Below are 26,595 nucleotides of genomic sequence, written 5' to 3'. Positions count from 1 at the left end.
TTCAAATCTTCAGGGCTAACCTACAGAGCCGCGCCGCGCGATCAAGACGGGTTGTGCGGGGGCTGGCGATGGCGGCGCGCCACCGACGGCGGATCGCTGGCCGGGAAGCTGTCTTCCAGGCCTTCTTCCAGCTGGTCTTCCAGGTATTCCGGCTGTTCGGCTTCGTCTTGCGGCTTCTCGGGGGGCTTTTCGGGCTTCGGATCGGACATGCGGTGATCTCCTGTCGGGCCTTGCGACAGCCTGACGTGACGGTGCGGACAGCGCAACTATGGCGGTGCGAAGGGCGCGGCTAGAACGCTTCGAGCGGGGTTTTGACGATCGTGGCCTAGCGGCGCTCGTAGCCGAGGGCCTCGATGTCGTCTTCGGCCAGGCGAGTCGACTCGTAGTCGGACGGCTCCTCGTCGTCGGTCGAGATCACGTCCTCGTCCGACAGGCCGCCGCCGACGGGGTCCAGCGGTTCGCGCTCGACGTCGAGACCTTCGTCGTCGCGGCCCGCTTCGAGTTCATCGTCGATCTCGTCGAACTCGGACTCGTCGAGGAGGTCGTCGTCGTCTTCGTCCTCGGATGCGTCGTCTTCGGCCTGGGTGACGTCGTAGACGTCGTCGATCTCGTCGAAATTGGCGATGTCCTGACCATCGTCGGTCAGGTTGGTCTCGTCCAGGACCTCGGCGACATCCTGCGGGTCGTAGTCGTTCTCCGGCGGCATGGCGGGTCTCCCTGATGGGGCGACGATCGCCGCCCGTTCAGGGAATCAAACCCGCCCCCGCGCCCGATGTTCCTGCCGACTACTTCGCGAAGTCGGCCAGGGCGTCGGCCACGTCGGCCATGATCGGCCGCCAGTCGTCGTAGTCCGGCGCGATGAAGCAGCGGCACTGCGGATACCAGGGCGAATGGTCCGAACCCAGGCGCGTCCATGAGGCGGCGCCGGTCAGCATCCAGATCGGCGCGCCGCACGCGCCGGCCAGGTTGATGGTGGCGTTGGAGAAGCCGATGACCAGGTCCAGCGCGCAGGAGAGGGCGGCCACGTCGTCGAGGTCCTGCTTCAGGTCGATGCCTGGCGGTGTCCAGATCTCGACGCCCAGCTGCTCGCGGGCGTAGGCGATCTCCTCGTCGCAGTCGCCGTATTGCAGGTTGATGAACGACACGCCGGGCGTCTTCAGCACCGGCTCCCACAGCTCGAACGGCGAGAACAGGCGGGCGCGCTCGGCGTTCAGCTTCAGGCTCTTCCACAGCAGACCCACTTTCGGTCCGGGAGGGGCGTCCTCCAGCACCTTCTTCCAGTGGGCGACGCGATCGGGATCGGGCGTCAGGAAGCGTTCGCGCTTGGGGAAGGCCTCGACCGACGGGCGCAGGGTCTCCAGCAGCGAGCCCATCGGGACCCAGCAGTCGATCCCTGACCAGTCCTCGATGAACGGCGCGTCGCGGTAGATGTGGCCCTGGTAGGAGACCGTGCGGTGCACGGCGACCTGGGCCTGCGGGAAGCTGCGTTCGAACAGCGGCACGAGGCGACGCTCGACCAGGATCGACAGGGCGCCGTCCGGGCCCAGGGCCTCCGCGACGTCGGGCAGGGTGTTGGCGAACATCACCTCGTCGCCCAGGCCCTGTTCGGCCACCACCAGCAGGCGCTTGCCGGCGAAGCCCTGGTCGGGCGTCCAGCGCTTGACGGGGAACTGGTAGTTGGGAACGCCCCCCAGCTCGGTCGACAGGCGCGCGCTGTAGGCGGCCCAGCCCTCGGTCACCCGGCCCAGCGCCAGCAGGATGGTCGAGCGCGCGAAGCTCATGGCCGCCAGGTCTTCGGAAGAATCGGCGACCAGGATGCCGGCGTCGCAGTCGGCGAGGGCGCCTTCCACGTCGCCCAGGTCGAGGCGGGCGAAGGCGCGGTTGTGCAGGCCCTTGCCGAACTGCGGGGCCAGGCGCAGCACCTCGTCGAAGAAGGTCACGGCCGTGCGGCCTTCGCCCAGGCTGCACATCACCGTGCCCAGGGTGTTCCACAGCACCGGCTGGGTGGGATTGGCCTGGATGGCGGGCTTGAGGATGTCGATCGCCGCCGATTCCTGGTTCAGGTCGCGCAGGGCGCAGGCCAGGTTGTTGGTCGCCTCGAGGCTGTTGGGATTGGCGTTCAGGGAATGCATGAACAGCTTGGCGGCGATTTCCGGCATCTCCATGCGGAACGCAAGGCGGCCAAGGTCGCCGGCCACGGCGGCCTCGTCGGGCAGCAGCTTCAGCGCCGCGTCGTAGCAGTGCATCGACGAGGCGAAGTCGCCCAGCTTCTCGCGGGCCACGGCCAGGACGTGCCAGGCCGGGCCCGCGCGTTCGTTCTTCTTGAGGGCCTTGAGGGCGGTCTTCTCGGCCAGGGCGTACTCGCCGCGCTGCACGGCGATGATCGCCTTGTTCAGCAGCTTGATGGTGGCCGGATCCTGGATCGTATTGGCCTCGCGATTGAGGCGGGCGATCGAATCGGCCGAGGCGGAATCGCCCAGCTGGGACGCGCGCAGGCCCGGAAGGACCCCTTGACCGGCCGCCTCCTGGGCGGTTGCGAGGGCGGCGGCCGAGATTCCGGAGCCGAGATTGCGGGACATGCGTACACCTTGGCGATTGGGTGGCTTCATCCTCTGGGCGAGTATGCTTAATTGTGTCCTAAGCTGCGACTTACGGTCGCGCGGCCGGCAATAGGGCGTTAACCCGCTGCCCTCTAGGTTCCGGTCGAACGCCATACCGGCGAACCGCCATCGAGGCGGACGGGCGCAGCGATAGAAAGGAACGGCTAGAAGTGCCTTTGAAGCTGTCGCTGAAGCCCGGCGAGAAATTCGTGCTCAACGGGGCGGTCGTCCAGAACGGCGATCGTCGCGGGGTGCTGGTCCTGCAGAACAAGGCCTCGGTGCTGCGTGAAAAGGACATCATGCAGCCCGACCAGGTGACCACGCCGTCGCGTCACATCTACTTCCCGGTCATGATGATGTACCTGGAAGAGAGCGGCGCAGAGAAATACTACGACGAGTTCGCCATGCGCCTGACCGAGTTCATGGGCGTGGTGCGGAACCCGGAGGTGTTGGCCGATTGCATCGCGATCTCCAAGCACGTCATGGCCCGCGAGTACTACAAGGCGCTCATGCTGAGCCGTAAGTTGATCGATTACGAAGACAAGAGGTTGGGGAATGTCTCTTCGGGCCTACCAGCAGGCGGCGACCAGGACTGAGAATCCGCGTGAGGTCGAGTATCGCCTGTTCGGACAGGTGACGCGCGCCCTCATGGAGGCTTCCCAGGCCGACGTGAACGACATCCAGACGCGCATCCACGCGCTGGACTGGAACCGCCGCGTCTGGTCGGCGCTGGCGACCGATTGCGCGCTGCCTGAGAACACCATGACCAAGGAGCTGCGCGCGAGCATCATCTCGCTGAGCATCTGGGTCGGGCGTCACTCGAGCCTGGTCATGCGCAAGGAGGAAGACTTCGAGCCGCTGATCGAGATCAACCGCATGATCATGCAGGGGCTGGCCGGCCGCGCCGAAGCGGCCTGATCGCTTAAGGTCTAGCTCGGCGCCGATTGCCGCCTCTCTTCGGAAAAACCTGCCGCCCGGCGAATGTTGCATTCGCCGGGCGGTTTCGTTTTCGGCCCACGCCTAGAAATTTCCGTTTGATTTCAGTCGATTGCGATCTGGCCTGAACTGGCCCGCCGTTTGCGATGGTTCCCGCGGGCAAAACGCCCGACCGGCAAAATGCCGGGGCTCTCCACCAAAATGGTAGGTTCCTATGATCGCCAACTCCATCAACACCAATGCCGGCGCGATGATCGCGCTGCAAAACCTGAACGCCACCAACTCGGAGCTGACCACCACCCAGCAACGCATCAACACCGGCAAGAAGATCGCGAACGCCAAGGATAACGGCGCGATCTGGTCGATGGCGGAGATGCAGAGCGCGACCTCGAGCTCGTTGAATGCCGTGAAGGACTCGCTCCAGCGCGGTCAGTCGACCATCGACGTTGCGTTGGCGGCCGGCGACACGGTCACCGACCTGCTCGGCAAGATGAAGGAAAAGGCCCTGGCCGCTTCCGACACCTCGCTCAACACCGCCTCGTTCAAAGCGCTGCAGGCCGACTTCACGTCGCTGCGCGACCAGATCACCAAGGCCGTGACCAACGCCAAGTTCAACGGCGCCAGCGTGGTGGACGGTTCGACCACCAAGCTCGCGTTCCTGGCGAACGAAACCGGCGCGGCGTTCACCGTCACCTCGCGGACCCTGTCCCTCACGGGCATCGGTCTGACGACGACGACGACCTTCACGACGGCCGCAGCTGCAAAGACGATGATCGCCACGATCGATACGGCTCTGCAGACCGCGACCAACAAGCTGGCCTCGCTCGGCACCAACTCGGTGGGCCTGGACATGCACTTGACCTTCATGGGCAAGCTGCAGGACAGCCTCGACGCCGGTGTCGGCAACCTGGTCGATGCGGACATGGCCAAGGAAAGCGCCAAGCTGCAGTCGCTGCAAACCAAGCAGCAACTGGGCGTGCAGGCACTGTCCATCGCCAACCAGGCGCCCCAATCGATCATGTCGCTCTTCCGCGGCTGATCGAAGAAGCGCCGGACCTGGCGACCAAGCGCCGGGCGATCGAAAGATCGCCCGGCGTTTTCTTTTGTTCCGGGGTCTGATTTTCGCCGATCGATGGTCGGTTTGCGGGTGGGCAATTCGGTCGCATCTGCCGAAACCTGCCCGGCAATATTTGCCGGACGGGCGTCGTGCTCGGCAGAAATTGCCGGTTCGGGGTATCCTAAACGAACCTATAACGTTGTAATTTCAATAGCTTATAATTTTCAGGCGAGTGGGCAGGATTGGCCCGGTAGTTGCTTCCTAGTTCAGCGAGCAAAACGCTCCCGGCAGTCAAAATGACGTCGGACAACCTGAAATAGGAACATATTCGTTATGGCGCTGAACAGCATCAACACGAACTCGGGCGCGATGATCGCCCTGCAAAACCTGAACTCGACCAACAGCGAGCTCAGCGTCACGCAACAACGCATCAACACCGGCAAGAAGATCGGCTCGTCCAAGGACAACGGCGCGATCTGGGCCACCGCCAAGAACCAGTCGGCCACCGCTTCCTCGCTCAACGCCGTGAAGGACTCGCTGCAACGCGGTCAGTCCACGATCGACGTCGCGCTGGCGGCCGGCGACACGGTGACCGACCTGCTCGGCAAGATGAAGGAAAAGGCCCTGGCCGCTTCCGACACCTCGCTGAACACGGCTTCGTTCAAGGCGCTGCAAGCGGACTTCACCTCGCTGCGCGACCAGATCACCAAGGCTGTGACCAACGCCAAGTTCAACGGCGCCAGCATCATCGACGGCAAGACCACGAAGCTCAGCTTCCTGGCCAACTCGGACGGCACGGCTATCACCGTGAACGCCAAGACCCTGTCGCTGACCGGCATCGGCCTGAGCACCACGACCACCTTCACGACCGCCGCTGCGGCCAAGACGATGATCACCACCATCGACACGGCCCTGCAGACGACGACCAACAAGCTGGCTTCGCTGGGCACCAGCTCGACCGGCCTGGACACCCACCTGAACTTCGTCGGCAAGCTGCAAGACAGCCTCGACGCCGGTGTGGGCAACCTGGTCGACGCCGACCTGGCCAAGGAAAGCGCCAAGCTCCAAGCCCTGCAGACCAAGCAGCAGCTGGGCATCCAGGCGCTCTCGATCGCCAACCAGTCGACCGGCACGGTCCTGAGCCTGTTCCGATAAGGAACGAGCAGGGGGCGATCCTCGCGGGTCGCCCCCGCCTTTCTCGCGGCCCTGGGCCGGGGAGGGGAGCAAGAAGGCGTCGCCGCTAAACGGCGACGATAGGAGAGATGGAAAACAAGGCCGCGCTGCCGGCTCAGGTTCAAGAGCCGCCCGCGCAAAATCTGATCGTTCCCATGACCGTCCCGGGCAAGGCCTCGGACGGCGAAGTCGTTTCCGGAGCCGGCAAGGCCGAGGCGCGCAAGCCCGCAGAGCAGAAGGTCGTCGACGACGGCCCCCAGCCCGGCGATCTGCGTCTCGTGATCGAGCAGGACACCGACAGCGGCGTCTACGTCTACAAGACGGTGGATCGGCGGACGGGCGAGACCCTGAAGCAGTATCCCCGCGAGGACGTGCTGCGGTTCAAGGAAGCGGCCTCCTACGGCCCCGGCGCGATCTACGACGGCCTGACCTAGGGCCTTCGCGCGCCACGGTTTGCATGCTCGCTTGCGGCGCGACGTCGCAGGCGCAACATGGTTTATAAGCGTTAACCATATTCTTACTCCCCGGGCGGCAAGTTCACGGCCGATCCGCTCGGGCGTCGAATCGCGCACCGAGCTCCTCGTAAGTCGGCGAGAACGCCGTTCGGAGATCGTGATGACGCTGAGCGTGAACACCAATCAGCCTGCGCTGATCGCCCTGCAGAACCTGAACAAGACCAATGACGAGATGCAGGGCGTCCAGACCCGCATCAACACCGGTCTTGCGATCTCCAGCGCCAAGGACAACGCCGCCGTCTGGTCGATCGCCCAGGACCAGCAGGCCGACCGCTCGGCCCTGGCCTCGGTGAAGATGAGCCTGGACCGCGCCACCTCGATCGCCGACGTCGCCCTGACGGCCGGCGAGTCGGTCTCGGACCTGCTCAACCTGATGCGCGAGAAGGTGGTCGCGGCCAAGGACAGCTCGCTGTCGACCCAGGCCCGCACCGCCCTCAACGCCGACTTCCAGGGCCTGCTCAGCAACCTCACCCAGGTGGTCGACAGCGCCACCTTCGACGGCGCCAACATCCTCGACGGCAGCCAGACCAACGCCATCACCTTCCTGGCCGACGCCGACGCCCAGACGGTGATCTCGCTGAACCTTCAGACCCTGTCGCTGGGCAGCCCGAAGAACAGCCTGCTGGCCGGCGACAGCATCGCCACCCTGACCCAGGCCACCGCCGTTCTGACGCGCCTGGACGCGACCATCGCCACGGTCAACCAGGCCGTCGGCTCGATCGGCTCGCAGGCCAAGCAGATCGACGCCCACAACACCTTCGTCTCGAAGCTGTCGGACGTGCTGGAAACCGGCGTGGGCAACCTCGTCGACGCAGACATGGCCAAGGAAAGCGCCCGTCTGCAGGCCCTTCAGGTCAAGCAGCAACTGGGCGCCCAGGCGCTGTCGATCGCCAACGGCGCGCCGCAGATCATCCTGTCGCTGTTCGGCAACGGCTGACGCGGCGCCTGCCGCAACGTAATTGTCATACGAAACGCCGGTCTTTCCCTAGGCCGGCGTTTCTCGCGTGGTTACTCTGTCTCTCGCAGCGCAAGAGGATTCGCTTCGCATGATCGAACTGCGGGACTTGAGAGACGAGGACGAGGCGGTGCTGTTCCAGTGGCGCGCCGAGCCCGAGGTCGAGCGCTGGATGTCCGACGCGGCGTTTCCCAGCCGCGAGGCGCACGCCGCCTGGTTCGACGGCCTGCGCAAGGACCCCGACATGCGCGGCTGGATGATCGTGCGCGCCGGCGCGCCGGCCGGCCTGCTGACCCTGACGGGGCTTCAGTCGCATCATCGCCGCGCGGGCTGGAACTGGTTCGTCGGCGCCGCCGACGCGCGGCGTCGCGGGGTAGGGCGGGCGGCCCAGGTGCTGGGTCTCGACCGCGCCTTCGGCGAGCTTGGCCTGCACAAGGTGTTCGCCGAGGTGATGGCCGACAACGACGCCGCGCTCAAGGCGCAGTCGGCCTCGGGTTTCCGCCGCGAGGGCTATCTGCGCGGCCACGTGCTCAAGAACGGCGAGCCGCGCGACGTGGTGCTGCTGGGCATCCTGGCCGCGGAATGGGCCGAGTTGCGCGACGAGGCCCGCCGGGCGTTGAGCGACGCCCACCTGATCGCGGCCTGATCCGAACAATTCACACGTCTTAACGAAACGTCAGCGTTCGTAACCGAAGATTGCGATGAGTGGCGCATTGCGCCTTCTGTGGAAGCGGTCGTGATCACTTTCGACACCAGTTCGCTGCTGAGCTACTACCAAGCCAAGCTTGGCGTGGGCACGGCCGCGTCCGCGCTGTCGTCGGGCACGACGAACTCGACCTCCACCGCCAAGCAGGGCATCCCGGCCGCGCCGTGGACCACGGTGACCACCGAGCCCAGCGATCTGGTCAAAGCCGCGCTGAACGGCCGCAAGTTCGTCGACGAAGGCGCCGCCGAGGCCGCCGCGCCCGGCATCAAGGGCGACTACAAGAAGCTGTTCTCGGCCTATCAGGCCTTGAACACCCTGACCGCCATCGCCAATCGCGCCAGCGAGAAGAACGTCTCCGACAGCGAGATCAAGCGCCTGCAGACGGCGCTGACCAAGGGGCTGACGGAGCTCACCAACTACGTCCAGAACGCCAATACCGAAGGCATGCGCCTGACCACCGGCGCGGCCATGACCCAGGACAAGTCCAAGGTCGGCGTGCCCAAGAACGTCTACGGCTACGTCACCAACACGCTCTACAGCGGCCAGTTCGACGACGAGGTCCCCGCCTTCAAGGGCGACCAGAAGTTCACGATGTCGGTCACCAAGTTCGGTGAGACCCAGAACCTGACGATGGACCTGGCCGAGATGGGTTCGACGCCGCGGACCATGTCCAACGTCGTCAGCTTCTTCAACGGCAAGCTCCAGGCGGCCGGCTACAACACCACCTTCGCCGTCGAGCGCACGCCTGGCGTGGAGCGCACGACGACCGTCAACGGCCAGACGGTGAAGCTGCCGGCCACCGGCGACGACTTCGCCCTGCGTATCCGCGGCGATTCCATCGAGAAGCTGAGCTTCACCGCGCCGGCTCCCAAGCCGGCCGTCTACATCACCACCGAGGCCGGCAACCCCGACCCCGACAAGGACACCAAGACCGACGACGCGGTCATCGAGAACACCCTGACCAAGTACGGCGCCGGCACGGCCACGACGGCGGGGACCAAGGTGTTCTCCGACACGCTGGAAGGCACGGTCGCCAAGGTCCACAAGACCGTCACCGGCGCCGACGGCTCGATCTACGTGCTGGCCGACGTCGAGAAGAGCGTCGAGAGCCAGACGATCAAGGGCGACCAGGACGTCGCCCTGCTGAAGTACGACTCGGCCGGCAAGCTGCTATACGCGCGCAGCCTGGGCGCGGCCGACACCGCGACCGGCTACTCGATCGCGGTTTCGGACGACGGCAAGGTGGCCATCGCCGGCTCGGTGGCCGGTACGCTGAACGGCGCCACCACCGGCCCGATCAATTCCGACAGCAACGGCACGGTCACCGACAGCTTCGTGTCGCTGTACGACGCCAATGGCGACGAGGCCTGGACGGTCCGTCGCGGCGGTCTGCTGGAAGACGAGGCCACGGCCGTGGCCTTCGGCGAGGACGGCGTGGTCTACGTGGCCGGCCGCACCAAGTCGGACCTGCCCGGCGCGACCGGCTCGGCCTCGAAGGGCGGCTACGACAACTACCTGACCGGTTTCGCCACCGACATCGCCGGCACGCCCAAGGCGCTGTTCACCACCCATTTCGGCAGCGCCGAGAACGACACGGTCTCGGGCATCGTCGTCGACGGCGGCAAGGTGATCGTCGCCAGCAAGGAAGGCAGCCAGGCCAAGCTGCGCAGCTTCGACGTCGCCACCACCGTGGTCACCGAGAACCGCACGTCGCTGAACTCGGCCGGCATCTACGAGACCAAGGCGGTCACCTACACCAAGGCCGCCACCATGAACGTCGGCGCGGTGCGCGACCTGGGCACGCTGAAGGGCGGCGACATCGCCGGCATCAGCATCGACAACGGCCAGCTCTATATCGGCGGCTACACCACCAACGGCGAGCTGTCGGTGGGCAACGTCACCTCGGCCGCCTCGGGCGGTTCGGACGGCTTCGTGGCCCGGATCTCGCTCGACCTGACCGACACGGCCGACGATACGATGGCCTATTACGGCGGCACTGGCGACGACACCGTCACCGGCATGGCCGTCTCGAACGGCCAGGTCTGGCTTGTCGGCGCGGCCGGCAAGGACCTGGCGGGCCTGCCCACGGTCGGCCAGAAGGACGGCTACGTCGCCCAGATCGACATGGCTTCCGGCGAGGCGACCTGGGAACAGCGCCTGACCGGCAAGGACGGCTACGCCACCCCGACTTCGATCGCGGTCGACGCCTCCGGCTCCAGCGCCCTCGATGTCTTCGGCCTGCCGCGCGGGGCGATGAACTTCACCCAGTCGGACAAGATCGTCTCGGCGACCTCGGCTCGCCCGGGCGACACCTTCCAGATCCGCACGCGCGAGCGTGGTCCGCTGACGACCATCACCATCAGCGCCAGCGACACGCTGGAGACCCTGGCCGACAAGATCCGCCGCGCCTCGGGCAGCGCGGCCAAGGTGTCGATCAGCAGCGATGGCAACATGCGCAAGCTGTCCATCACGCCGGCCTTCAAGACCTCGACCGTCGAGATCCTGCCGGGCAAGGGCGACAGCGACGTCCTGGACGCGCTGGGCCTGGCCGCGGGCGTGGTGCGCAACACCAAGACCGAGAGCGGCCGCACCGTCTCGGCCGACGGCAAGGGGCCGGTCTACGGCCTCAAGCTCAATCTCGACATGAGCCTGGCCGACGCCGAGTCGCGGGCCACGACCGCCGACCTGCTGAAGTCGGCGACGGCGGCGATCCGCAACGCCTATCGCGAGATGGCCGACATCGCCAACGGGGTGAAGGTCGACACGTCCTCGACCAAGAGCAACACCACCGGCACGGCGCCCGCCTACCTGACCAACCAGATCGCCAACTACCAGGCCGCGCTCGACCGCCTGACCGGCGGTTGACAATTGTAAGCGCCCTACGGCGCGGCGACGCTTGAAACCGTCACCAACGCGTCGTAGCCAGGGGGCATGGAACTTCTCAAAGACCGACGCGTGCTGCTGGGCGGCGGAGCGGCCCTGGCCGTGATCGCCGGCCTCGGCGTGGCCTTCGCGCTGATGGGCGGCAAGGACCGCAAGCCGGCCGAGGAACCGCCGGCCTCGCGCGCTGGCCTGATCGTCGAGACGGGGCGTCCCGACGACACCAAGCTCAATGATCCGGCCCGTCCGCTGCGCTGCTTCGTCGGCGGACAGTTCGTGGGCGAGACCACCCTGGCCGAATGCGCCAAGAAGAACGGCGTGGCCACCGGCGCGCTCGACGTCGGCGTCGACGAGACCGGGGCCCTGGCCGCGGCCGACCAGGCCGGCACGGTGCTGACGCCGCTGCCGCCGCCGACCGTCACCGCGCCGGTCGCCACCACGCCGACCTCCACGCCGACTGGACCCGCCGTAGCCAGCGCGCCGCTGGGCGTCTGCCAGCGCTATTCGGGCGGCCAGTGGAACAAGCTGCCGGGCGAGATCACCCAGAACGCCTGCATCCAGCAGCTGTTCGCCGGCAAGTGCGAGCGCCCGGGCGGCGCCACCTACGGCCGCTGGGGCGACGAGACGCTGCGCCTGCTGCCGGGCCGCGTCGAAGCCTCCTCCGACAACCGTTCGTTCCACCTGGTGGTCGAGCAGGCCGCCAACTGCGCCATTCCCAGCGTCGGCTAGAGCGCGCCTGGGCGCGCTTTGATGTTTGAATACGAACCTTTCCCTTCGGGGAAGGTTCTTGGGCCAAGGAGCTCTCTGATGCGCGTTTCCTCAATCGCCGCCGTCCTGGCCCTCGGCGCCGCCGCCATCGGCCTGTCGGGCTGCGTCAAGCAGACCAAGGCGCCCTTCGACCAGGGCGTCTGCAACCACGTGATCGAGAAGAAGGACGGCACGCTGCAGTTCAACCCGGTCGAGCGCAACGTGCCGAACATGGAGACCTGCGCGGCCACGCTGGAAGGCATGCGCATCCGTTTCATGCGCATGGGCCTTCGGCGGGAACAGCTGACCGGCTCCTACCAGGGCAAGTTCATCTTCGTGGAGAAGGAAGGCATCTATCTGGGCGACAGCTACGAGGGCGCCCGGTTCATGTCGCTGGTCCGCACGGGCGACGGCCGCCTGGCCGTTCCGGGGGCGCTGCCGGCGCGCTGACGCTTGAATTGAGCAGGAGAGGGCGGTGGATAACCGCCCTCCGTTCACAGGAACGTTCAGGGAACAAAGCTTGATTTTGATCTTGCCGAGTCGTTAACGTCCTGGCTTCGAGATTCCGGCGCGTTGGGTCGCCGGGCGAGAGCAGGGCATCGCCAATGGCTGGCAGCGTCAACAAGGTCATCCTCGTCGGCAACCTCGGGGCCGACCCCGAAATCCGCACCCTCAACTCGGGCGACCGCGTCGCCAACCTGCGCATCGCCACGTCCGAGACCTGGCGCGACCGCTCCAGCGGCGAGCGCAAGGAAAAGACCGAGTGGCACCGGGTCGTGATCTTCAACGACAACCTGGTGAAGGTGGCCGAGAGCTACCTGCGCAAGGGCTCGACCGTCTACATCGAGGGCGCGATCCAGACCCGCAAGTGGACCGACCAGCAAGGCCAGGAAAAGTATTCGACCGAGATCGTGCTGCAGAAGTTCCGCGGCGAACTGACCATGCTGGGCGGCCGCGGCGACGGCGCCGGCGCTTCGTCGGGCGGCGGCTATGACGACGGCTACGGCCAGGGCGGCGGCGGCCAAGGCGGCGGCAACTTCGGCGGCGGCGCTCCGCGCAGCCAGCCCAGCGGCCCGCGCGAGAGCTTCTCGGCCGACCTGGACGACGAAATCCCGTTCTAGGCGTCCGTCGTCGGATGAATTCGGAGAGGCGGCCGTTCCGAAAAGGGGCGGCCGCCTTTTCTTTGCGCGTTCGGCGCCGGAGCGCGCGGCGCCGAAGCTTGGTGCGCGCCCACGGCCCTCGCGGCGTTTGACGAGCGGGGCGGCGCAGCGTGCAGTGTCGTCGCGAGGGGCGTCCTATGGCGAGACTCTTCGCCAAGGCCAGATCGACCAGAAGCCGTCGCGCCGTCAGTATGCGCGGCTGGCGGTGGCGTGTTTTCCGTGTCCTGTCGAGTAACGGTGCTGGTGCATATTAAATGATCTCGTTTGTCGCTGGCGGAACCACGAAGAAAAGTGGGCTCCTGTAACGGCGATTTCTGTTTTTTGACCTGCGGTCGGGAGCCAGTCTCGTCGGGGGATCGAAAAGCAGGGGATAGCCGTGATCCAAGTCCAGTCGAACCAGCGTGCATTTCGCCGTCTGAAAGCCGCCTTGCTGGCGGCCAGCGTCATGGGGGCCGGCGCGCCGGCCTTCGCCGAGGAAGACCCCAGGGCGTCCGTCGACACGGTCGACGCCGTCGTCGTGACCGGCAAGCGGGTGTCGGAGGCCAGCGTCGCCATCGGCACCGACCAGGCCACCGCCACGGTCTCGATCACCCGCGAGGCGCTGCTGTCGGCGCCGGCCGGGGTGACCGGCCTGAAGATGCTGGAGAGCCTGCCGGGCTTCAACGTCCAGGCCAACGACGCGCTGGGCATGTACGAGTTCGGCAATTCGGTCTCGGTGCGAGCCTTCAACTTCCAGCAGATCGGCTTCCTGCTCGACGGGATCCCGATGGGCCGCAGCGACCAGTTCGGCGGCAGCCCGATCTATCGCTATGTCGACAACGAGAACCTGGCGCGGGTGCAGGCCTCGGCCGGCGCCGGCGACGTCTCGCTGCCCAGCTACGCGTCGCTGGGACCGATCGTCGACTACTTCACCAAGACGCCGGACGCCGAGGCCGGAGGCTCGGTCAGCCAGACCCTGGGCGAGGACAATTTGCGCCGCAGCTTCCTGCGCCTGGAAAGCGGCAGGATCGGCCGGCTGTCGGGCTATGTCGCCGGCTCGTGGATCAAGGGCGACCTGTGGCGCGGTCCGGGCTTCATCAAGCGCGAGCACTACGAGGGCAAGCTCGACTACGCCTTCGAAAGCGGCGGGAACCTGACGTTCCAGACCGTGCACAACGACTATTACGACTACGACTCCCCGTCGATCACCAAGGCCCAGTATGACGGGACGGCGGGTGACCTCTTCGGCCGCAAGGGCAGGGATTTCGCCTATCTCGGCTATGTTCCCAACCTGCCGGTCACGGCGACGGGCGTGCCGTACTCCAACACCGCCTACAACCAGTATTACAAGTTCGCGGTCAACGCCCGGCAGGACCACCTCTATGGCCTGTCGCTGAACAAGCCGATCGGCGAGGCCTTCGATATCCGCTCGACCGCCTATTACGAGGACAAGGGCGGTTACGGCGTCTCGCCCGAGGCCTATTCGACCTCGCTGACCAGCTACAACGCCGAGCGCCTGATCGTGGCCGGCCTGACAGCGCCCAAGGGCGTGCAGTACGGCCTCTCGGGCGTCGACGGCACGCGCAAGGGGATCACCGTCGGCGGAACCTGGCGGACGGGGATCCATACCGTCCAGGCCGGCGTCTGGCTGGAGAAGGACGACTACCACCGCACCCAGGCCCGCTATAACACCGCGGGCGGCCACCCCGACGGCGCGGCGCTGCTGAACGAGCCGGTGCACCTGCAGCGCAACTACGTCTCCACCCGCGAGACCACCCAGTTCTTCCTGAAGGACACGGTGCGGCTGCTGGACGACAGGCTGAAGGTCGAGCTGGGCTTCAAGGCCACCGACATCGACTACGAGATCGCCGGCTATCGCAATCCGGCCGACTACATCGCCCGGCGCCAGCCCAGGATCACCGACAACTGGAAGGACAGCTTCCTGCCGCAGGTGGGCCTGGTCTATTCGATCAACAGCCGCGACCAGCTGTTCGCCTCGTACTCGGAGAACCTGGCCCTGCCGCGCGGCGCCGACGACATCTTCTCGGCCGCCAGCCCGACGGTTCCAGGCCCTGACGCGGAGACCTCGCAGAACCTCGAGATCGGCTATCGCGCCAACCGGCCGACCTTCAACGCCTCGGTCGTGGCCTACTACACCGCCTTCGAGAACCGCCTGCAGTCCTACGCCTCGGTGGTGCCGGGCAGCACGACGACCGAGACCTTCTTCCAGAATGTCGGCGGGGTGGAGGCCCACGGCGCCGAGTTCAGCGGCCAGTGGAAGCCCGACCTGCTGGGCGGCAAGGTCTATTTCAACGCCAATCTGTCGTACAACCGGGCCGAGTTCGAGAACAACTTCGGGGTCCAGCCGATCGCCGGCAACACCCTGCCGGACTTCCCGACCTGGCTGTTCCAGGGCGGCGTCACCTGGGAGCCGACCGACTGGGCGCTGGTCAACGTCTCGGCCCGCCACCTCAGCGACCGCTACACCAACATGCGCAACACCGAGAAGACGGACGGCTATACGGTGTGGAACGCCTATGTCGACCTGGGCGACGGCTTCGGCGTGGGGCCGCTGAAGCAGGTCAAGGCGCGGATCAACGTCGATAACCTCTTCGACGAGGACTATCTCGGCACGATCAGCACCACCGTGGACACCCTGGCCACCTTCCGGCCCGGCTCGCACCGGACCTTCCAGGTGACGCTGTCGGCCGACTTCTAGGTCGACAGGTCGGCCACCACCCGTTCGCACAGGCGGTGGGTTTCCAGGGCGTCGAGGGCCGACAGCCGTCGGTCCTCGCGCACGGCGCGGAGAAAGGCCTCGATCATCGCCTCGAAACCGCGCTGGCGGCCGACGCTGGTCCAGTCTCCGCGGCGGACCAGATGTTCGCCGCCGGCGAAGTCGGTGACGTCGGCGAGGTTGACGATCCGGCGCTTGATCCCGCCGCCCATCACCTCCAGCACCTCCTCGTTGGCGCCGCTGACGCGGTTCATGATCCCGACGGCGTCGCGGCCGCCGCCGGTCAGGTGCAGCATCACGTGCTCCAGCAGGTCGCCGTCCAGGCGGCCGCTGATCCGCGCCGTCGTCGCGCCCGGCGCCAGGAAGCGCAGGGAATCGACCACGTGGATGAAGTCGTCGAAGACCGTGCGCCGCAGCCCGTCCGGGTGGCCCGTGCGGTTCTTCTGCATCAGCACGAACGGGGCGTTCAGCCTCGCCGCCTCGGCCTGGGCGGGGGCATGGCGGCGGTTGAAGCCGACCGCCAGCGACACGCCCCGGGTCTCGGCCAGGTCGACCAGCGCTTCGCTGGCCTCCAGCGTATCGGCGATCGGCTTGTCGACCAGGGTGGGCACGCCGGCCTCGATCAGGCGGCGGACGAGGGCGGGGTGCGCGTCGGTGGCGGTATGCACGAAGGCGGCGTCCAGGCCCTGGTCCAAGGCCTCGTCCAGGTCGGTGTGCAGGCGATCGACCCGCCAGGCCGCGCCCAGCTCATCGAGGGTGGCGGTGCTGCGGGTGACGAAGGCCAGCTGCACGTCGGCGCGGGTTCCCAGAACCGGCAGGTAGGCTTTGCGGGCGATGTCGCCCAGGCCGATCATCGCCACGCGCATGCCTCAGAGCCCCTTTGCCAGATGGTCGGCCAGCACGCTTGCGTCCCAATGTTCGTCGCGGGGCGCAAGGAAGATCGGCGTGTCGCGCTCGAAGGCGGCCAGGGCGTCGGCGGTCTGGGCGAGGTCGGGCGCATCCAGGCTCTCGCTCATGACGATGGCGGCCACGGTGACGCCCCGGGCCCGCAGGGCGACCAGGGCGGTCAGCACTTGGCTGATCGTGCCGAGATAGGAGCCGGCGATCAGCAGGACGGGCAGACCAAGATCCGCGATCAGGTCGAGATTGGTCGCCTCGTCGGTCAGTGGCGACATCACCCCGCCGGCGCCTTCCACCAGCATCAGGTCGTGCTCGCCGGCCAGGGCCGCGCGGCAGTCGGCGGCCAGGTCCTCGATCCGCAGGATGTCGCCTTCCAGCCGCGCGGCGAGGTTCGGCGCCAGCGGGGCGAGATAGCGGCGCGGCGAGATGCGGGGCAGGGCGCCAGGGTCGCCCAGGGCCTGCGCCAGGCGCGCTGGGTCGCTGGCCGAGGGATCGGCGGGATCGAAGCCGCTGACCACCGGCTTGAAGGCGTCGACGGCCACGCCCCTGGCCTTCAGGGCCCGGATCAGGGCGCAGGCGACGTGGGTCTTGCCGATGTCGGTGCCGGTCCCGGCGACGAAGAGGGCGCTCATCGGCCCGATTCCACATGGGGGCGGACGAGGGCGGCCAGGCGAAGCACCTCCTCGTCGGGATGCTCGGCGCTGAAGGCCAGGCGCAGGCGGGCGGTGCCGGCCGGAACGGTCGGCGGACGGATGGCCACCACGAGGAAGCCCTCGGCCTCCAGGGCGGCGGAGGCGGCCAGGGCCGCCTCGGCCTCGCCGATCACCACCGGCACGATCGGGCTCTCGGCGCGGGGCAGGCCGGCGGCCTTGGTGAACAGGCGCGCCTTGCGCAGCGGCTGGGCGGCCAAGGTCGGGTCGGCCTCGATCAGGTCCAGCGCGGCGATGGCGGCCGCCGCGCAGGCCGGGGGCAGGCCAGTGGTGTAGACGACGGTGCGGGCTCGGGTCTTCAGGAAGTCGACCACGCTCTGCGAGCCGCACAGATAGCCGCCGTAAGAGCCCAGGGCCTTGGACAGCGTGCCCATCTGCAACGGGATCACGGCGTCGGGGAACAGGGCGGCCGTTCCCTTGCCTTCGCCCAGCACGCCCACGCCGTGAGCGTCGTCGACCAGCAGCCAGGCGTCATTGGCCTCGCAGACCGCCGACAGCCAGTCCAGCGGCGCGACGTCGCCGTCCATCGAGAACACCCCGTCGGTGGCGACGATGGCGTGGCGGAAGCTCGCGCGATGCTCGGCCAGCAGTTCGGCCAGGGCGTCGCTGTCGTTGTGCGGGAAGGATACGACCTTGGCGCCGGAGAGCTGCGCGCCGGCCCAGATGCAGGCGTGGGCCAGCTCGTCGACGAACACGACGTCCTGTTTGCCGGCGAAGGTGGGGATGACGCCGGTGTTGGCCAGATAGCCCGAGCCGAACACCACGCAGGCCTCGGTTCCCTTCAGACGGGCCAGGCGCGCCTCGAGCTCCTCGATCAGCGGGGTGTCGCCGGTGACCAGGCGCGAGGCGCCCGAGCCCGCGCCATGGTCGGCCACGGCGGCCTGGGCGGCGGCGATTACGGCCGGATGCTGCGACAGGCCGAGATAGTCGTTGCAGGAGAAGGACAGCAGGCGCTTGCCGTCACGCTCGACGACCGCGCCGGGCAACCGGCGGGTGGGCTTGAGGCGGCGGCGCAGGCTCATGGCCTCCAGGGCCGCGAGCTTGCCGCTCGCGAAGGCGTCCAGACTGTGCATTCCGATTCAGTTCCCGTTTGCCCTCGGGGCCGAGCCCGTCTAGGCGGGGCGCCCCTCCGGCGCAACGAAAGGATCGCCATGACCACCCCCGACTGGCTCACCCAGGGCGCCAAGCACGTGTGGCGGCCCTACTGCCAGATGAAGACGGCCCCGGCGCCGCTTCCGGTCGTGCGCACCCACGGCTCGCGCATCGTGCTGGAGGACGGGCGCGAGCTGGTCGACGGCATCGCAAGCTGGTGGACGGCGGTGCACGGCTACAACCACCCGCACATCGCCGCCGCCGTGCGCGCGCAGCTGGAGGCCATGCCGCACGTGATGTTCGGCGGCCTGGCGCACGAACCGGCCTATCGCCTGGCCGCGCGGCTGGCGGCCATGCTGCCGGGCGAGCTGGACCACGTGTTCTTCGCCGAGTCCGGCTCGGTGTCGGTCGAGATCGCCATGAAGATGGCGCTGCAGTTCCACATCAACCGCGGCGAGGCGGGCCGCACGCGCTTCCTGTCGTTCAGGGGCGGCTATCACGGCGACACCTTGGCGACGATGACGGTCTGCGACCCAGAGGAGGGGATGCACAGCCTGTTCTCGGGCGTCATGCCCGCCCAGGTGATCGCCGACCTGCCGCTGGATGACGCCTCCGAGGCCGCGCTGGATGCTTTGCTGGCGCAGCGGGGCGGGGAGATCGCCGCCATGCTGACCGAGCCCCTGGTGCAGGGCGCCGGCGGGATGCTGTTCCACGACCCGGAGGTGCTGCGCCGCCTGCGCCGGCTGGCCGACAAGCACGGCGTGCTGCTGATCTTCGACGAGATCTTCACCGGCTTTGGCCGCACCGGCGAGCTCTTCGCCATGCGGGCGGCGGGCATCGAGCCCGACATCGTCACCCTGTCGAAGGCCCTGACCGGCGGCACCCTGCCGCTGTCGGCCGCCGTTGCCTCGCGCAAGGTTTTCGAGGCCTTCTGGTCGGACGAAGCCGGCGCGGCCCTGATGCACGGACCGACCTACATGGGCAACGCCCTGGCCTGCGCCGCCGCCAACGCCTCGCTGGACCTGTTCGAGGCCGGAACCTGGACGGCCGACGTGGCGCGGGTGTCGGCGGCGCTGAAGGTGGGGCTGGAGCCCTGCCGCAGCGCGCCAGGCGTCGTCGACGTGCGGGTGCTGGGCGCGATCGGCGTTGTCGAGTTCGCCTCGCCGGTGGCCGTCGGGGCGCTGTGCCAGGCCTTCGCGGCCAAGGGCGCGTGGATCCGGCCGATGGGCAAGGTCGTCTATCTGACGCCGGCTTTCACGACGCCCGACGCGGACCTGGAAATCCTCTTGTCGGCCATTCGCGACGTCATTGGAGCGGGCGGGGTTGAAGGAAGCGGCGGGGTCTGATCCAAGCGGCCCCATGTCCGCGTCCACCGGCCCCCTGACGAGCATCGAGCGCCTGGCGATCCTGGCGATCATCCTGACCTGGGGGCTGAACAACGCCGCGGCCAAGTTCGCCACCGCCGCCCTGCCGCCGATGATGGTGGGCGGACTGCGCTTCGCCCTGGCCCTGGCCTTCCTGTTTCCGTTCGTGCGGCCGCCGTTCCCGGACTGGAAGCGGCTGCTGACGATCGTGCTGCTGTCGGGGCCGATCCACTTCGCCTTGATCTACATCGCCTTCGGCACGGCCAAGTCGCTGAGCCCGCTGGTGGTGGCCACGCAGCTATGGATCCCGTTCACGGCCCTGTTCGCCTGGCGCATGCTGGGCGAGACCATGCGCGTCCCGGCCGTCGTCGGCCTGGGCATCGCCTTCGCCGGCGTGGCGTGGATGAGTCTCGACCCCCACGGCGCGGCCGACCTGCCGGCCATCGCCCTGGGCGTCACCGCCGCCGCCATCTGGGCGGTGGCGACCGTGCTGGTGCGCAAGACGCCGGGGGTGAAGCCGCTGAAGGTGCAGGGCCTGACCGCCTTCGTCGCCGCGCCGATCCTGATCGCCATGTCCTTCGCCTTCGAGGACGACGTCGTGGCCAAGGTCTCGTCCGCGCCGCCGCTGGCCTGGGCCTGCGTGGTGTTCGCCGGCGTCGTCTCGACCATCGGGGCCAGCGCCCTGCTGTTCTGGCTGGTGCAGCGGCGCGAGCCGGGGCGGGTGACGCCTTACTTCCTGCTGACGCCGCTGGTCTCGTGCACGATCGGCGTGCTGTTCATGGGCGACGCCCTGTCGCTGCAACTGGTCATCGGCGGCGGCGCCACCATGGTCGGCGTGGCGCTGGTGGCCCTGACCGAGAAGAAGACCCCGCCGGCGACCAGCGGCGATCCGGCCTAGTCTTCCTCGCCGTCGCGCCACTGCCAGGGCGCATCGCTCTTCCAGCGGGCGACGAGCATGACGACCAGGGTCATGACCACGACGAACGCGCCGACGAGGCGCGGGTGGGCCTTGCCGAAGAGGACGGCCGAGGCCAGCAGCAGGCCGATATAGAGGGCGACGACGGCCCAGCCTTCCCAACTGCAAGGCGGGCCCGCGCCATAGCCATGACGCTTGACCCTGAACCACGGCTTGCCGTCGGCCACGCTTCCCCCCGGATTAGTGTTATCCGGGCAAGCGTACGCCCAGTTCGCCGGCGAGGTCGCGGACAAATTGCCACGCCACCCGGCCCGAGCGGGCGCCGCGCAGTTGCGACCATTGCAGGGCCCGGCGCTCCAGGTTCTCGACCTGCAGGCCGAAGCGCTCGGCATAGGTGTTGATCGCCGCCAGGTAGGTCGGCTGGTCCATGGGCGGGAAGCCGATCCACAGGCCGAAGCGGTCGGAGACGCTCATCTCTTCTTCCGCGTTCTCGGCCGAGGCGATGGCGCCCTGGCTTTCGGCGTGGTCGCGCGGCATCAGGTGGCGGCGGTTCGAGGTCGAGACGAACAGCACGTTCTCGGGCGGGCCGGCGACGCCGCCCTCCAGCGCCGACTTCAGGGCCTTTGCCGCCGCCGCGCCGTCCTCGAACGACAGGTCGTCGCACAGCACCACGAAGCGCTCGGCGCGCGCGCGCAGGGCGTCGAACAGCGGGGGCAGGGCGGCGACCTCGTCGCGGTCGACCTCGACAAGCTTCAGCTCGGGATACTCGGCCGCCAGGGCCATGAAGGCCGACTTGGTCAGCGAGCTCTTGCCCGTGCCGCGCACGCCCCAGAGCAGCACGTGGTTGCTGGGCAGGCCGACGGCGAACCGGCGCAGGTTCTGCAGGAAGCGCTCTTTCTGGCGCTCGATGCCGACCAGCAGCTCGATGTCCATCGCGTAGTCGGGCGCGGGCAGGAAGGCGCCCGAGACCGGCTCATGCCGGAAGAGGCGCGCGCCGTCGAAGCTGGGCGCGACGGGAGCGGGCGGCGCCAGGCGATCCAGGGCGTCGGCGATGCGGGCGAGCAGGGGCAGGGCGGCTTCGGTCATGGCCACGCTCCTAACGCCCTCGCGCCCTCATTGCAAAAGAGGAGGTGAACGCATAGCTTCCGCCGACTTGGCGGAGACCCTATTTCAGGCGCTCCGCCCGCAGAAATTCGTGGAGACGTTATGAACCCCTCTGGTGGCCTGGAGCAGCAGCTCATCGGCATCGCGCCGATCATCCTCATGGTCGTGCTGTTCTACTTCATGCTGATCCGTCCTCAGCAGAAGCGCCAAAAGGAACACCTCGCGACCCTGAACAACATCAAGCGCGGCGACAGTGTCGTTCTGTCCAGCGGCGTGATCGGCAAGATCGTGCGCGTGGAAGAAAAGGAAGTCGGCGTCGAGATCGCTCAGGGCGTCACGGTGAAGGTGCGCAAGGCCATGATCACCGAAGTCACGGCCAAGGGCGAACCGGCCCCGGCCAACGACCCCAAGAACTGAGCTTAAGTCTAGTTCGTATCAAGCCCGCCCTGGCGCCCCCGGCGTCGTCGAGAGCCTCGTAGTCCATGCTGAGCCTATCCCGCTGGAAGATTATCCTGGTCACCCTGTCGGTGATCTTCGGCATCGTCTTCACCCTGCCGAATCTTCTGCCGCAGAAGACGCTAGACGCCCTGCCGGGATGGGTTCCCAAGCAGAAGCTGAACCTTGGCCTCGACCTCCAGGGCGGGTCCTACCTCCTGTATGAGGTCGACACCGCTCAGTTGCGCAAGGAGCGCCTCGACAACCTGGTCGAGGACGTGCGCACCACCCTGCGCACCGCGGGAATCGACTTCAACGGCCTGGCCCAGGCCAACGGCGTGATCGGCGTCCGCATCGAGGACGGCTCCAAGGTCAACGCCGCCGTCGCCGAACTGCGCAAGCTGGGCAACCCGCTGACCAGCGGCGTGGGCACCGACGTCAACGTCTCGACCAAGCCCGACCAGCGCATCGAGCTGAGCCTCTCGGCCGAAGCCGCCCGCGCCGACGCCTCCAAGGCCGTCGACCAGTCGATCGAGACCATCCGTCGCCGTATCGACAGCCTCGGCACCAAGGAGCCGACGATCACCCGCCAGGGCGCGGACCGCATCGTCATCCAGGCCGCCGGCGAAAGCGACCCCGAGCGCCTGAAGGCCGTCATCGGCAAGACCGCCAAGCTGACCTTCCAGATGGTCGACGAGACGGTGACCCAGGAAGAAATGGCCTCGGGCCGCCTGCCGCCCGGCACCGTCCTGGTGCCCAGCGGCGACGGCTACGCCCCGGCCTACGCCCTGAAGAAGCGCGCCGTCGTCTCGGGCGAGGAACTGGTCGACGCCCAGCAGGCCTTCGACGGCCAGAGCGGCCGTCCGGTCGTCTCGTTCCGCTTCAACGGTTCGGGCGCCCGCAAGTTCGGCGACGCCACGGCGCGCAACGTCAACAAGCGCTTCGCCATCGTCCTCGACAACAAGGTCATCTCGGCCCCGAGCATCAACACGCCGATCCTCGGCGGTTCGGGCCAGATCACCGGCAACTTCACCGTCGAAAGCGCCAGCGAACTGTCGCTGCTGCTGCGTTCGGGCGCGCTGCCGGCCCAACTGAACATCGAAGAGCAACGCACCGTCGGCGCCGAACTGGGCGCGGACGCCGTCAAGGCCGGCGCCATCTCGCTGGCCATCGGCGCCGTGGCGATGTTCGTCTTCATCATCCTGGCCTACGGCCTGTTCGGCGTGTTCGCGGCCATCGCCCTGATCGCCAACGTGCTGCTGATCGTCGGCATCATGTCGTTCACCCAGGCGACCCTGACCTTCCCGGGCATCGCCGGCCTGATCCTCACGCTCGCCGTCGCCGTCGACGCCAACGTGCTGATCTACGAGCGGATGCGCGACGAGGCCGCGGCCGGGAAGTCGCCGATGTCGGCGGCCGATACTGGCTACAGGCTGGCCCTGGTGTCGATCCTCGACGCCAACATCACCAGCCTGATCTCGGCCGGCATCATGTTCAGCTTCGGCTCGGGCCCCGTGAAGGGCTTCGCCTGGACCCTGGCGATCGGCGTGTTCACCTCGCTGTTCACCGCCATCATCATCACTCAAGTGCTCATCGGCTGGTGGTTCAAGACCGCCAAGCCGAAGAAGCTGCCGATCGCGTAAGGATCAAAGCTCATGGCTGCTTGGCCCCTCATTCGCCTGATCCCGCGCTCGACCCACTACCGCTTCGTGCGCTGGGCCCCGGTCGCCGCGATCTTCTCGCTCATCCTGATCGTCGGTTCGGGCGTGTCGTTCTTCACCCAGGGCCTGAACCTGGGCATCGACTTCAAGGGCGGCGTCGCCCTGGAAGCCCGCATGCCCACGGCCATCGACCTCGACGAACTGCGCAAGGTGGCCCGGGCCACCGGCGCGCATGACGTCCAGGTCCAGGGCTTCGGCTCGCCCAACTCGGCGATGATCCGCTTCCTGCCGACCGAAGGCGTCAACGCCAACGTCGAGGCCAACCGGATCAAGACCGAGATCGTCCAGAAGTTTCCCGGCATGACCATGCCGGCGCCGACCGTCATCGGCGCCAAGGTCTCGGGCGAGCTGCTGCTCGGGGGCTTCAAGGCCCTGGGCATCGCCCTGCTGCTGATGCTCGGCTACATCTGGTTCCGCTTCCAGTGGCAGTTCGCCGTCGGCGCCGTCGTGGCCGTGTTCCACGACATCATCCTGACCCTGGGCATCCTGTCGGTGATGCAGATCGAGTTCTCGATGACTTCGGTCGCGGCCCTGCTGACGGTCATCGGCTACTCGATGAACGAAAAGGTCATCACCTTCGACCGCCTCAAGGAAAACCTGCGCAAGTACAAGACCACGCCGCTGCGCGAGATCATCGACCTGTCGGAGAACGAGCGTCTGTCGCGGACGATCATCACCGGCTCGACCGCGCTGCTGGCGCTGGGCGGCACGATGATCTTCGGCGGTCCGGTGCTGTTCCCGCTGGTCTTCACCATGGTGTTCGGCATCGCCATCGGCACCTATTCGTCGATCTACATCGCTCTGCCGCTGATCCTGGTCTGGGGCGTCAACCGCGGCGACGAAGAGGCCAAGCCGGTGAAGCTCGGCGCGGCCAGCCAGCCGTGAGCCAGGGGCCTGCTCCCCGCCAGCCCCCGTCGATCGACGCCTGGGGCGGCGGCGGCTTCCGGGTCTCCGGCGTCTGGCGGCCCGGTTCGCTGCTGGTCATCGACGACCAGCCGCAGGACTGGGCCGTCGTCGGCCTGGCGGAGCTGACTCCCGAGGCCTTCGCCCCGGTGTTCGCCGCCGGCGGGGCGGTCGAGTTCGTGCTGCTGGGCATGGGCCTGGCCAACGCCTTGCCGCCGCGCCCCGTGCGCGACGCGCTGAAGGCCGCGGGCCTGGGCCTCGAGTTCATGAGCACCGAGGCCGCCGCCCGCACCTACAACGTGCTGGCCAGCGAAGGCCGGCGCATGGCCGCGGCGCTGATCGCGGTGTGACTTCACGATCCTCCCCCTGAAGGGGGAGGTGGCCGAAGGGCCGGAGGGGCAGTGATTGCTGCCCTCAACGGCCCCTTTACCCCCAGCACATACATCCCCCTCCGTCGGCTTCGCCGACACCTCCCCCTTCAGGGGGAGGATCATTTGCCCGACTCTCACTATCCTGCGCGCCAAGACACGGCTCAGGGGGCTGAATTGACTGGGATTCTCACCAACTTCCGCAGCACCATCATCGTCAGCCTGGTGCTGGCCCTGGTGATGGTGTTCGGTTTCGGGCACAGCCCCAACGGCTTCCACGGCGCCTACTGGCAGGCGGTGTTCCGCTGGCTGCACGTGCTGTTCGGCATCCTGTGGATCGGGCTGCTCTACTACTTCAACTTCGTGCAGATGCGGGTGATGCCGACCATTCCGGCCGAGCTGAAGCCGGCGGTCAGCAAGTACATCGCCCCCGAGGCGCTGTTCTGGTTCCGCTGGTCGGCGCTCGCCACCTGGATCATGGGCATGATCGTGGCTTTCAATCGCGGCTACCTGATGGAAGCGATCACGCTGGGCGCCTGGCAGGGCTACCAGCGCGGCGTCGACATGGGCTTCACCTTCATCGGCATGGGCATGTGGCTGGCCACCGTGATGTTCTTCAACGTCTGGGGCCTGATCTGGCCGAACCAGAAGCGGGCTCTCGGCCTCGTGCCGGCCGACGACGCGACCAAGGCCAAGGCGGCCACGACCGCCATGCTGTTCTCGCGCATCAACATGCTGCTTAGCATCCCGATGCTGGTGACGATGACGATGTACCAGACGCTGTTCGGCTGATCCGTCGCCGAGCGAAGAGCGAGGGCCCGCCGGAAACGGCGGGCCTTTTTCTTTGAGCTTGCGACGAGAGGGAGGCATAAGCCGCGCCATGTCCGCCGCCCCCGAAAATCCCTACGATTCCGGTCTCGATGATCTGGTCCGCCGCATGGACAACGATCGCTGGCTGGCCAGCCGGTTCGTCTCCGACCTCGCGGCGCGGACCGACATCGTCGCCCTGGTCGCCTTCAACTACGAGCTGGCGCGCGTGGCCGGGGGCGTCACCAGCGCGCTGATGGGCGAGATCCGCCTGACCTGGTGGCGCGAGGCGATGGAGGAGCTGGCCGCCGGCAAGGCCCCGCGCAAGCATCCGGCCGTCGAGGCCCTGGCCGTCTCGGGCGTCGATCCGCTGGCCCTGGCGGCCATGGCCGAGGCCCGCCTGGCCGACCTGGAGGAGGCGCCGCTGGCCGACGAGGCCGCTGTGCTGGCCTATCTGGACGCCACCGCCGGCGCCCTGGCCGGCCTGATGGCCAGCCGCCTGGACGCCTCGGCCGATCCCGGCGCCGTCCGCGCGGCCGCGCGCGCCTACGGCCTGGCGGGGCTGTGGCGACTGAAGCTGGCCGGCCGTTCGCGCCTGCCGCTGGCCTGGACCGCCGCCGATGTCGAGGCCCGGGTGGCGCAGCAGCGCAAGGCGGCGGCCGCCGAGCTCAAGACCCTGCCGATCGCCGCCTTCCCGGCCGTGGCCCCGGCCGCCCTGGCGACGCGCCAGGCCAAGGGCCGCGAGATGAGCGAGCTCGAAAAAAAGGCCCGCCTGACCTGGTCGGTCGCGACGGGCCGGATTTGATCCTTGGCTCCCTTCCCCCTTGATG

At 67.7% G+C, this 26,595-nt stretch carries 28 protein-coding genes; 20 read left to right on the top strand and 8 right to left on the bottom strand.

Going from position 1 to position 26,595, the window contains the following annotated elements; genetic code table 11:
- Nucleotides 1-41: 41 nt before the first annotated feature.
- From DDF62_RS25800 to DDF62_RS24605, 3 genes are all read right to left on the bottom strand, one after another.
- Nucleotides 42-209, bottom strand: coding sequence for a hypothetical protein (locus DDF62_RS25800; protein ID WP_165799339.1), 168 nt, complete (start codon nt 207-209; stop codon nt 42-44).
- A 116-nt stretch (nt 210-325) separates the two neighbouring features.
- Nucleotides 326-706, bottom strand: a complete 381-nt coding sequence (locus DDF62_RS24610; protein WP_116491548.1) for a primosomal protein — start codon at nt 704-706, stop codon at nt 326-328.
- A gap of 79 nt (nt 707-785) precedes the next feature.
- Complete coding sequence (locus DDF62_RS24605; RefSeq protein WP_116491547.1) at nt 786-2,579, bottom strand: tetratricopeptide repeat-containing glycosyltransferase family protein; 1,794 nt, start codon at nt 2,577-2,579, stop codon at nt 786-788.
- Nucleotides 2,580-2,770: 191 nt separating this feature from the next.
- Between DDF62_RS24605 and flbT the strand changes: the two genes are divergently transcribed.
- From flbT to DDF62_RS24545, 12 genes are all read left to right on the top strand, one after another.
- Nucleotides 2,771-3,196, top strand: coding sequence for a flagellar biosynthesis repressor FlbT (gene flbT / locus DDF62_RS24600; protein WP_058350349.1), 426 nt, complete (start codon nt 2,771-2,773; stop codon nt 3,194-3,196).
- Nucleotides 3,156-3,518: a flagellar biosynthesis regulator FlaF gene (flaF, locus tag DDF62_RS24595; protein WP_101715743.1), complete on the top strand. Its 363-nt coding sequence runs from the start codon at nt 3,156-3,158 to the stop codon at nt 3,516-3,518. Before flbT ends, flaF begins: the two co-directional genes overlap by 41 nt.
- 232 nt (nt 3,519-3,750) lie before the next feature.
- A complete protein-coding gene (locus DDF62_RS24590) occupies nt 3,751-4,575 on the top strand; it encodes a flagellin (RefSeq protein ID WP_116491546.1) in 825 nt (274 codons plus the stop codon).
- A gap of 351 nt (nt 4,576-4,926) precedes the next feature.
- On the top strand, nt 4,927-5,748 hold the full coding sequence (locus DDF62_RS24585; protein ID WP_116491545.1) for a flagellin: 822 nt from the start codon (nt 4,927-4,929) through the stop codon (nt 5,746-5,748).
- A gap of 107 nt (nt 5,749-5,855) precedes the next feature.
- Complete coding sequence (locus DDF62_RS24580; protein WP_116491544.1) at nt 5,856-6,200, top strand: hypothetical protein; 345 nt, start codon at nt 5,856-5,858, stop codon at nt 6,198-6,200.
- Between the two features lie 181 nt (nt 6,201-6,381).
- Nucleotides 6,382-7,218 (top strand): flagellin, encoded by an 837-nt coding sequence (locus DDF62_RS24575; protein WP_116491543.1) that lies wholly within the window; start codon nt 6,382-6,384, stop codon nt 7,216-7,218.
- 109 nt (nt 7,219-7,327) lie between these two features.
- Entirely contained in the window at nt 7,328-7,882 is a 555-nt protein-coding gene (gene pseH / locus DDF62_RS24570) for a UDP-4-amino-4,6-dideoxy-N-acetyl-beta-L-altrosamine N-acetyltransferase (RefSeq protein ID WP_116491542.1), read from the top strand.
- A 90-nt stretch (nt 7,883-7,972) separates the two neighbouring features.
- On the top strand, nt 7,973-10,807 hold the full coding sequence (locus DDF62_RS24565; protein ID WP_116491578.1) for a hypothetical protein: 2,835 nt from the start codon (nt 7,973-7,975) through the stop codon (nt 10,805-10,807).
- A gap of 66 nt (nt 10,808-10,873) precedes the next feature.
- On the top strand, nt 10,874-11,551 hold the full coding sequence (locus DDF62_RS24560; RefSeq protein WP_116491541.1) for a hypothetical protein: 678 nt from the start codon (nt 10,874-10,876) through the stop codon (nt 11,549-11,551).
- Nucleotides 11,552-11,629: 78 nt separating this feature from the next.
- Nucleotides 11,630-12,019, top strand: a complete 390-nt coding sequence (locus DDF62_RS24555; RefSeq protein WP_116491540.1) for a hypothetical protein — start codon at nt 11,630-11,632, stop codon at nt 12,017-12,019.
- 155 nt (nt 12,020-12,174) lie between these two features.
- The gene (ssb, locus tag DDF62_RS24550; RefSeq protein ID WP_116491539.1) at nt 12,175-12,690 is read left to right on the top strand and encodes a single-stranded DNA-binding protein; all 516 of its coding nucleotides are present in this window, start codon (nt 12,175-12,177) and stop codon (nt 12,688-12,690) included.
- Nucleotides 12,691-13,174: 484 nt separating this feature from the next.
- Entirely contained in the window at nt 13,175-15,427 is a 2,253-nt protein-coding gene (locus DDF62_RS24545; RefSeq protein ID WP_116491577.1) for a TonB-dependent receptor, read from the top strand.
- On the opposite strand, the gene DDF62_RS24540 is transcribed toward DDF62_RS24545, so the two are convergent.
- Genes DDF62_RS24540 through bioF form a run of 3 tightly spaced genes read right to left on the bottom strand, consistent with a single transcriptional unit; the run spans nt 15,424 to nt 18,128 of the window.
- A complete protein-coding gene (locus DDF62_RS24540; protein ID WP_116491538.1) occupies nt 15,424-16,311 on the bottom strand; it encodes a Gfo/Idh/MocA family protein in 888 nt (295 codons plus the stop codon). The two genes, DDF62_RS24545 and DDF62_RS24540, sit on opposite strands and share 4 nt — an antisense overlap.
- Before the next feature lie 3 nt (nt 16,312-16,314).
- Nucleotides 16,315-16,977, bottom strand: a complete 663-nt coding sequence (gene bioD / locus DDF62_RS24535; protein ID WP_116491537.1) for a dethiobiotin synthase — start codon at nt 16,975-16,977, stop codon at nt 16,315-16,317.
- A complete protein-coding gene (gene bioF / locus DDF62_RS24530) occupies nt 16,974-18,128 on the bottom strand; it encodes an 8-amino-7-oxononanoate synthase (protein WP_116491536.1) in 1,155 nt (384 codons plus the stop codon). The genes bioD and bioF overlap by 4 nt, the downstream gene beginning before the upstream one ends.
- A 78-nt stretch (nt 18,129-18,206) precedes the next feature.
- Between bioF and DDF62_RS24525 the strand changes: the two genes are divergently transcribed.
- Nucleotides 18,207-19,493 carry an adenosylmethionine--8-amino-7-oxononanoate transaminase gene (locus tag DDF62_RS24525; RefSeq protein ID WP_116491535.1) on the top strand — a complete coding sequence of 429 codons (1,287 nt, stop codon included), beginning with the start codon at nt 18,207-18,209 and terminating at the stop codon, nt 19,491-19,493.
- A 13-nt stretch (nt 19,494-19,506) separates the two neighbouring features.
- Nucleotides 19,507-20,409 carry a DMT family transporter gene (locus DDF62_RS24520; RefSeq protein ID WP_116491534.1) on the top strand — a complete coding sequence of 301 codons (903 nt, stop codon included), beginning with the start codon at nt 19,507-19,509 and terminating at the stop codon, nt 20,407-20,409.
- On the opposite strand, the gene DDF62_RS24515 is transcribed toward DDF62_RS24520, so the two are convergent.
- Nucleotides 20,406-20,654, bottom strand: coding sequence for a hypothetical protein (locus DDF62_RS24515; RefSeq protein WP_116491533.1), 249 nt, complete (start codon nt 20,652-20,654; stop codon nt 20,406-20,408). The two genes, DDF62_RS24520 and DDF62_RS24515, sit on opposite strands and share 4 nt — an antisense overlap.
- Nucleotides 20,655-20,673: 19 nt before the next feature.
- The gene (locus DDF62_RS24510; RefSeq protein ID WP_116491532.1) at nt 20,674-21,513 is read right to left on the bottom strand and encodes an ATP-binding protein; all 840 of its coding nucleotides are present in this window, start codon (nt 21,511-21,513) and stop codon (nt 20,674-20,676) included.
- Between the two features lie 120 nt (nt 21,514-21,633).
- Here DDF62_RS24510 and yajC point away from each other — a divergent pair, with 120 nt between their 5' ends.
- The 6 genes from yajC to DDF62_RS24480 all read left to right on the top strand — a co-directional run bounded on the left by yajC (nt 21,634) and on the right by DDF62_RS24480 (nt 26,570).
- Nucleotides 21,634-21,948, top strand: a complete 315-nt coding sequence (gene yajC, locus DDF62_RS24505; RefSeq protein ID WP_101717701.1) for a preprotein translocase subunit YajC — start codon at nt 21,634-21,636, stop codon at nt 21,946-21,948.
- Between the two features lie 65 nt (nt 21,949-22,013).
- A complete protein-coding gene (gene secD, locus DDF62_RS24500) occupies nt 22,014-23,609 on the top strand; it encodes a protein translocase subunit SecD (RefSeq protein WP_116491531.1) in 1,596 nt (531 codons plus the stop codon).
- Nucleotides 23,610-23,621: 12 nt separating this feature from the next.
- A complete protein-coding gene (gene secF, locus DDF62_RS24495) occupies nt 23,622-24,572 on the top strand; it encodes a protein translocase subunit SecF (RefSeq protein WP_116491530.1) in 951 nt (316 codons plus the stop codon).
- Nucleotides 24,569-24,940 (top strand): Mth938-like domain-containing protein, encoded by a 372-nt coding sequence (locus DDF62_RS24490; protein WP_116491529.1) that lies wholly within the window; start codon nt 24,569-24,571, stop codon nt 24,938-24,940. The genes secF and DDF62_RS24490 overlap by 4 nt, the downstream gene beginning before the upstream one ends.
- A gap of 195 nt (nt 24,941-25,135) precedes the next feature.
- Nucleotides 25,136-25,750 (top strand): urate hydroxylase PuuD, encoded by a 615-nt coding sequence (locus DDF62_RS24485; RefSeq protein WP_101717704.1) that lies wholly within the window; start codon nt 25,136-25,138, stop codon nt 25,748-25,750.
- 88 nt (nt 25,751-25,838) lie between these two features.
- Nucleotides 25,839-26,570 (top strand): squalene/phytoene synthase family protein, encoded by a 732-nt coding sequence (locus tag DDF62_RS24480; protein ID WP_116491528.1) that lies wholly within the window; start codon nt 25,839-25,841, stop codon nt 26,568-26,570.
- Nucleotides 26,571-26,595: the final 25 nt, after the last annotated feature.

The sequence above is a fragment of the Caulobacter radicis genome (assembly GCF_003094615.1).
Classification (GTDB): domain Bacteria; phylum Pseudomonadota; class Alphaproteobacteria; order Caulobacterales; family Caulobacteraceae; genus Caulobacter; species Caulobacter radicis.
This window is presented reverse-complemented; position numbering and strand designations above follow the sequence as displayed.

Bases quoted from the DNA above. Each gene is read 5' to 3' on its own strand.
- DDF62_RS25800 (WP_165799339.1), bottom strand. From the start codon at position 209: ATGTCCGATCCGAAGCCCGAAAAGCCCCCCGAGAAGCCGCAAGACGAA.
- DDF62_RS24610 (WP_116491548.1), bottom strand. From the start codon at position 706: ATGCCGCCGGAGAACGACTACGACCCGCAGGATGTCGCCGAGGTCCTG.
- DDF62_RS24605 (WP_116491547.1), bottom strand. From the start codon at position 2,579: ATGTCCCGCAATCTCGGCTCCGGAATCTCGGCCGCCGCCCTCGCAACC.
- flaF (WP_101715743.1), top strand. From the start codon at position 3,156: ATGTCTCTTCGGGCCTACCAGCAGGCGGCGACCAGGACTGAGAATCCG.
- DDF62_RS24590 (WP_116491546.1), top strand. From the start codon at position 3,751: ATGATCGCCAACTCCATCAACACCAATGCCGGCGCGATGATCGCGCTG.
- DDF62_RS24585 (WP_116491545.1), top strand. From the start codon at position 4,927: ATGGCGCTGAACAGCATCAACACGAACTCGGGCGCGATGATCGCCCTG.
- DDF62_RS24580 (WP_116491544.1), top strand. From the start codon at position 5,856: ATGGAAAACAAGGCCGCGCTGCCGGCTCAGGTTCAAGAGCCGCCCGCG.
- DDF62_RS24575 (WP_116491543.1), top strand. From the start codon at position 6,382: ATGACGCTGAGCGTGAACACCAATCAGCCTGCGCTGATCGCCCTGCAG.
- pseH (WP_116491542.1), top strand. From the start codon at position 7,328: ATGATCGAACTGCGGGACTTGAGAGACGAGGACGAGGCGGTGCTGTTC.
- DDF62_RS24560 (WP_116491541.1), top strand. From the start codon at position 10,874: ATGGAACTTCTCAAAGACCGACGCGTGCTGCTGGGCGGCGGAGCGGCC.
- DDF62_RS24555 (WP_116491540.1), top strand. From the start codon at position 11,630: ATGCGCGTTTCCTCAATCGCCGCCGTCCTGGCCCTCGGCGCCGCCGCC.
- ssb (WP_116491539.1), top strand. From the start codon at position 12,175: ATGGCTGGCAGCGTCAACAAGGTCATCCTCGTCGGCAACCTCGGGGCC.
- DDF62_RS24545 (WP_116491577.1), top strand. From the start codon at position 13,175: ATGGGGGCCGGCGCGCCGGCCTTCGCCGAGGAAGACCCCAGGGCGTCC.
- DDF62_RS24540 (WP_116491538.1), bottom strand. From the start codon at position 16,311: ATGCGCGTGGCGATGATCGGCCTGGGCGACATCGCCCGCAAAGCCTAC.
- bioD (WP_116491537.1), bottom strand. From the start codon at position 16,977: ATGAGCGCCCTCTTCGTCGCCGGGACCGGCACCGACATCGGCAAGACC.
- bioF (WP_116491536.1), bottom strand. From the start codon at position 18,128: ATGCACAGTCTGGACGCCTTCGCGAGCGGCAAGCTCGCGGCCCTGGAG.
- DDF62_RS24525 (WP_116491535.1), top strand. From the start codon at position 18,207: ATGACCACCCCCGACTGGCTCACCCAGGGCGCCAAGCACGTGTGGCGG.
- DDF62_RS24520 (WP_116491534.1), top strand. From the start codon at position 19,507: ATGTCCGCGTCCACCGGCCCCCTGACGAGCATCGAGCGCCTGGCGATC.
- DDF62_RS24510 (WP_116491532.1), bottom strand. From the start codon at position 21,513: ATGACCGAAGCCGCCCTGCCCCTGCTCGCCCGCATCGCCGACGCCCTG.
- yajC (WP_101717701.1), top strand. From the start codon at position 21,634: ATGAACCCCTCTGGTGGCCTGGAGCAGCAGCTCATCGGCATCGCGCCG.
- secD (WP_116491531.1), top strand. From the start codon at position 22,014: ATGCTGAGCCTATCCCGCTGGAAGATTATCCTGGTCACCCTGTCGGTG.
- secF (WP_116491530.1), top strand. From the start codon at position 23,622: ATGGCTGCTTGGCCCCTCATTCGCCTGATCCCGCGCTCGACCCACTAC.
- DDF62_RS24480 (WP_116491528.1), top strand. From the start codon at position 25,839: ATGTCCGCCGCCCCCGAAAATCCCTACGATTCCGGTCTCGATGATCTG.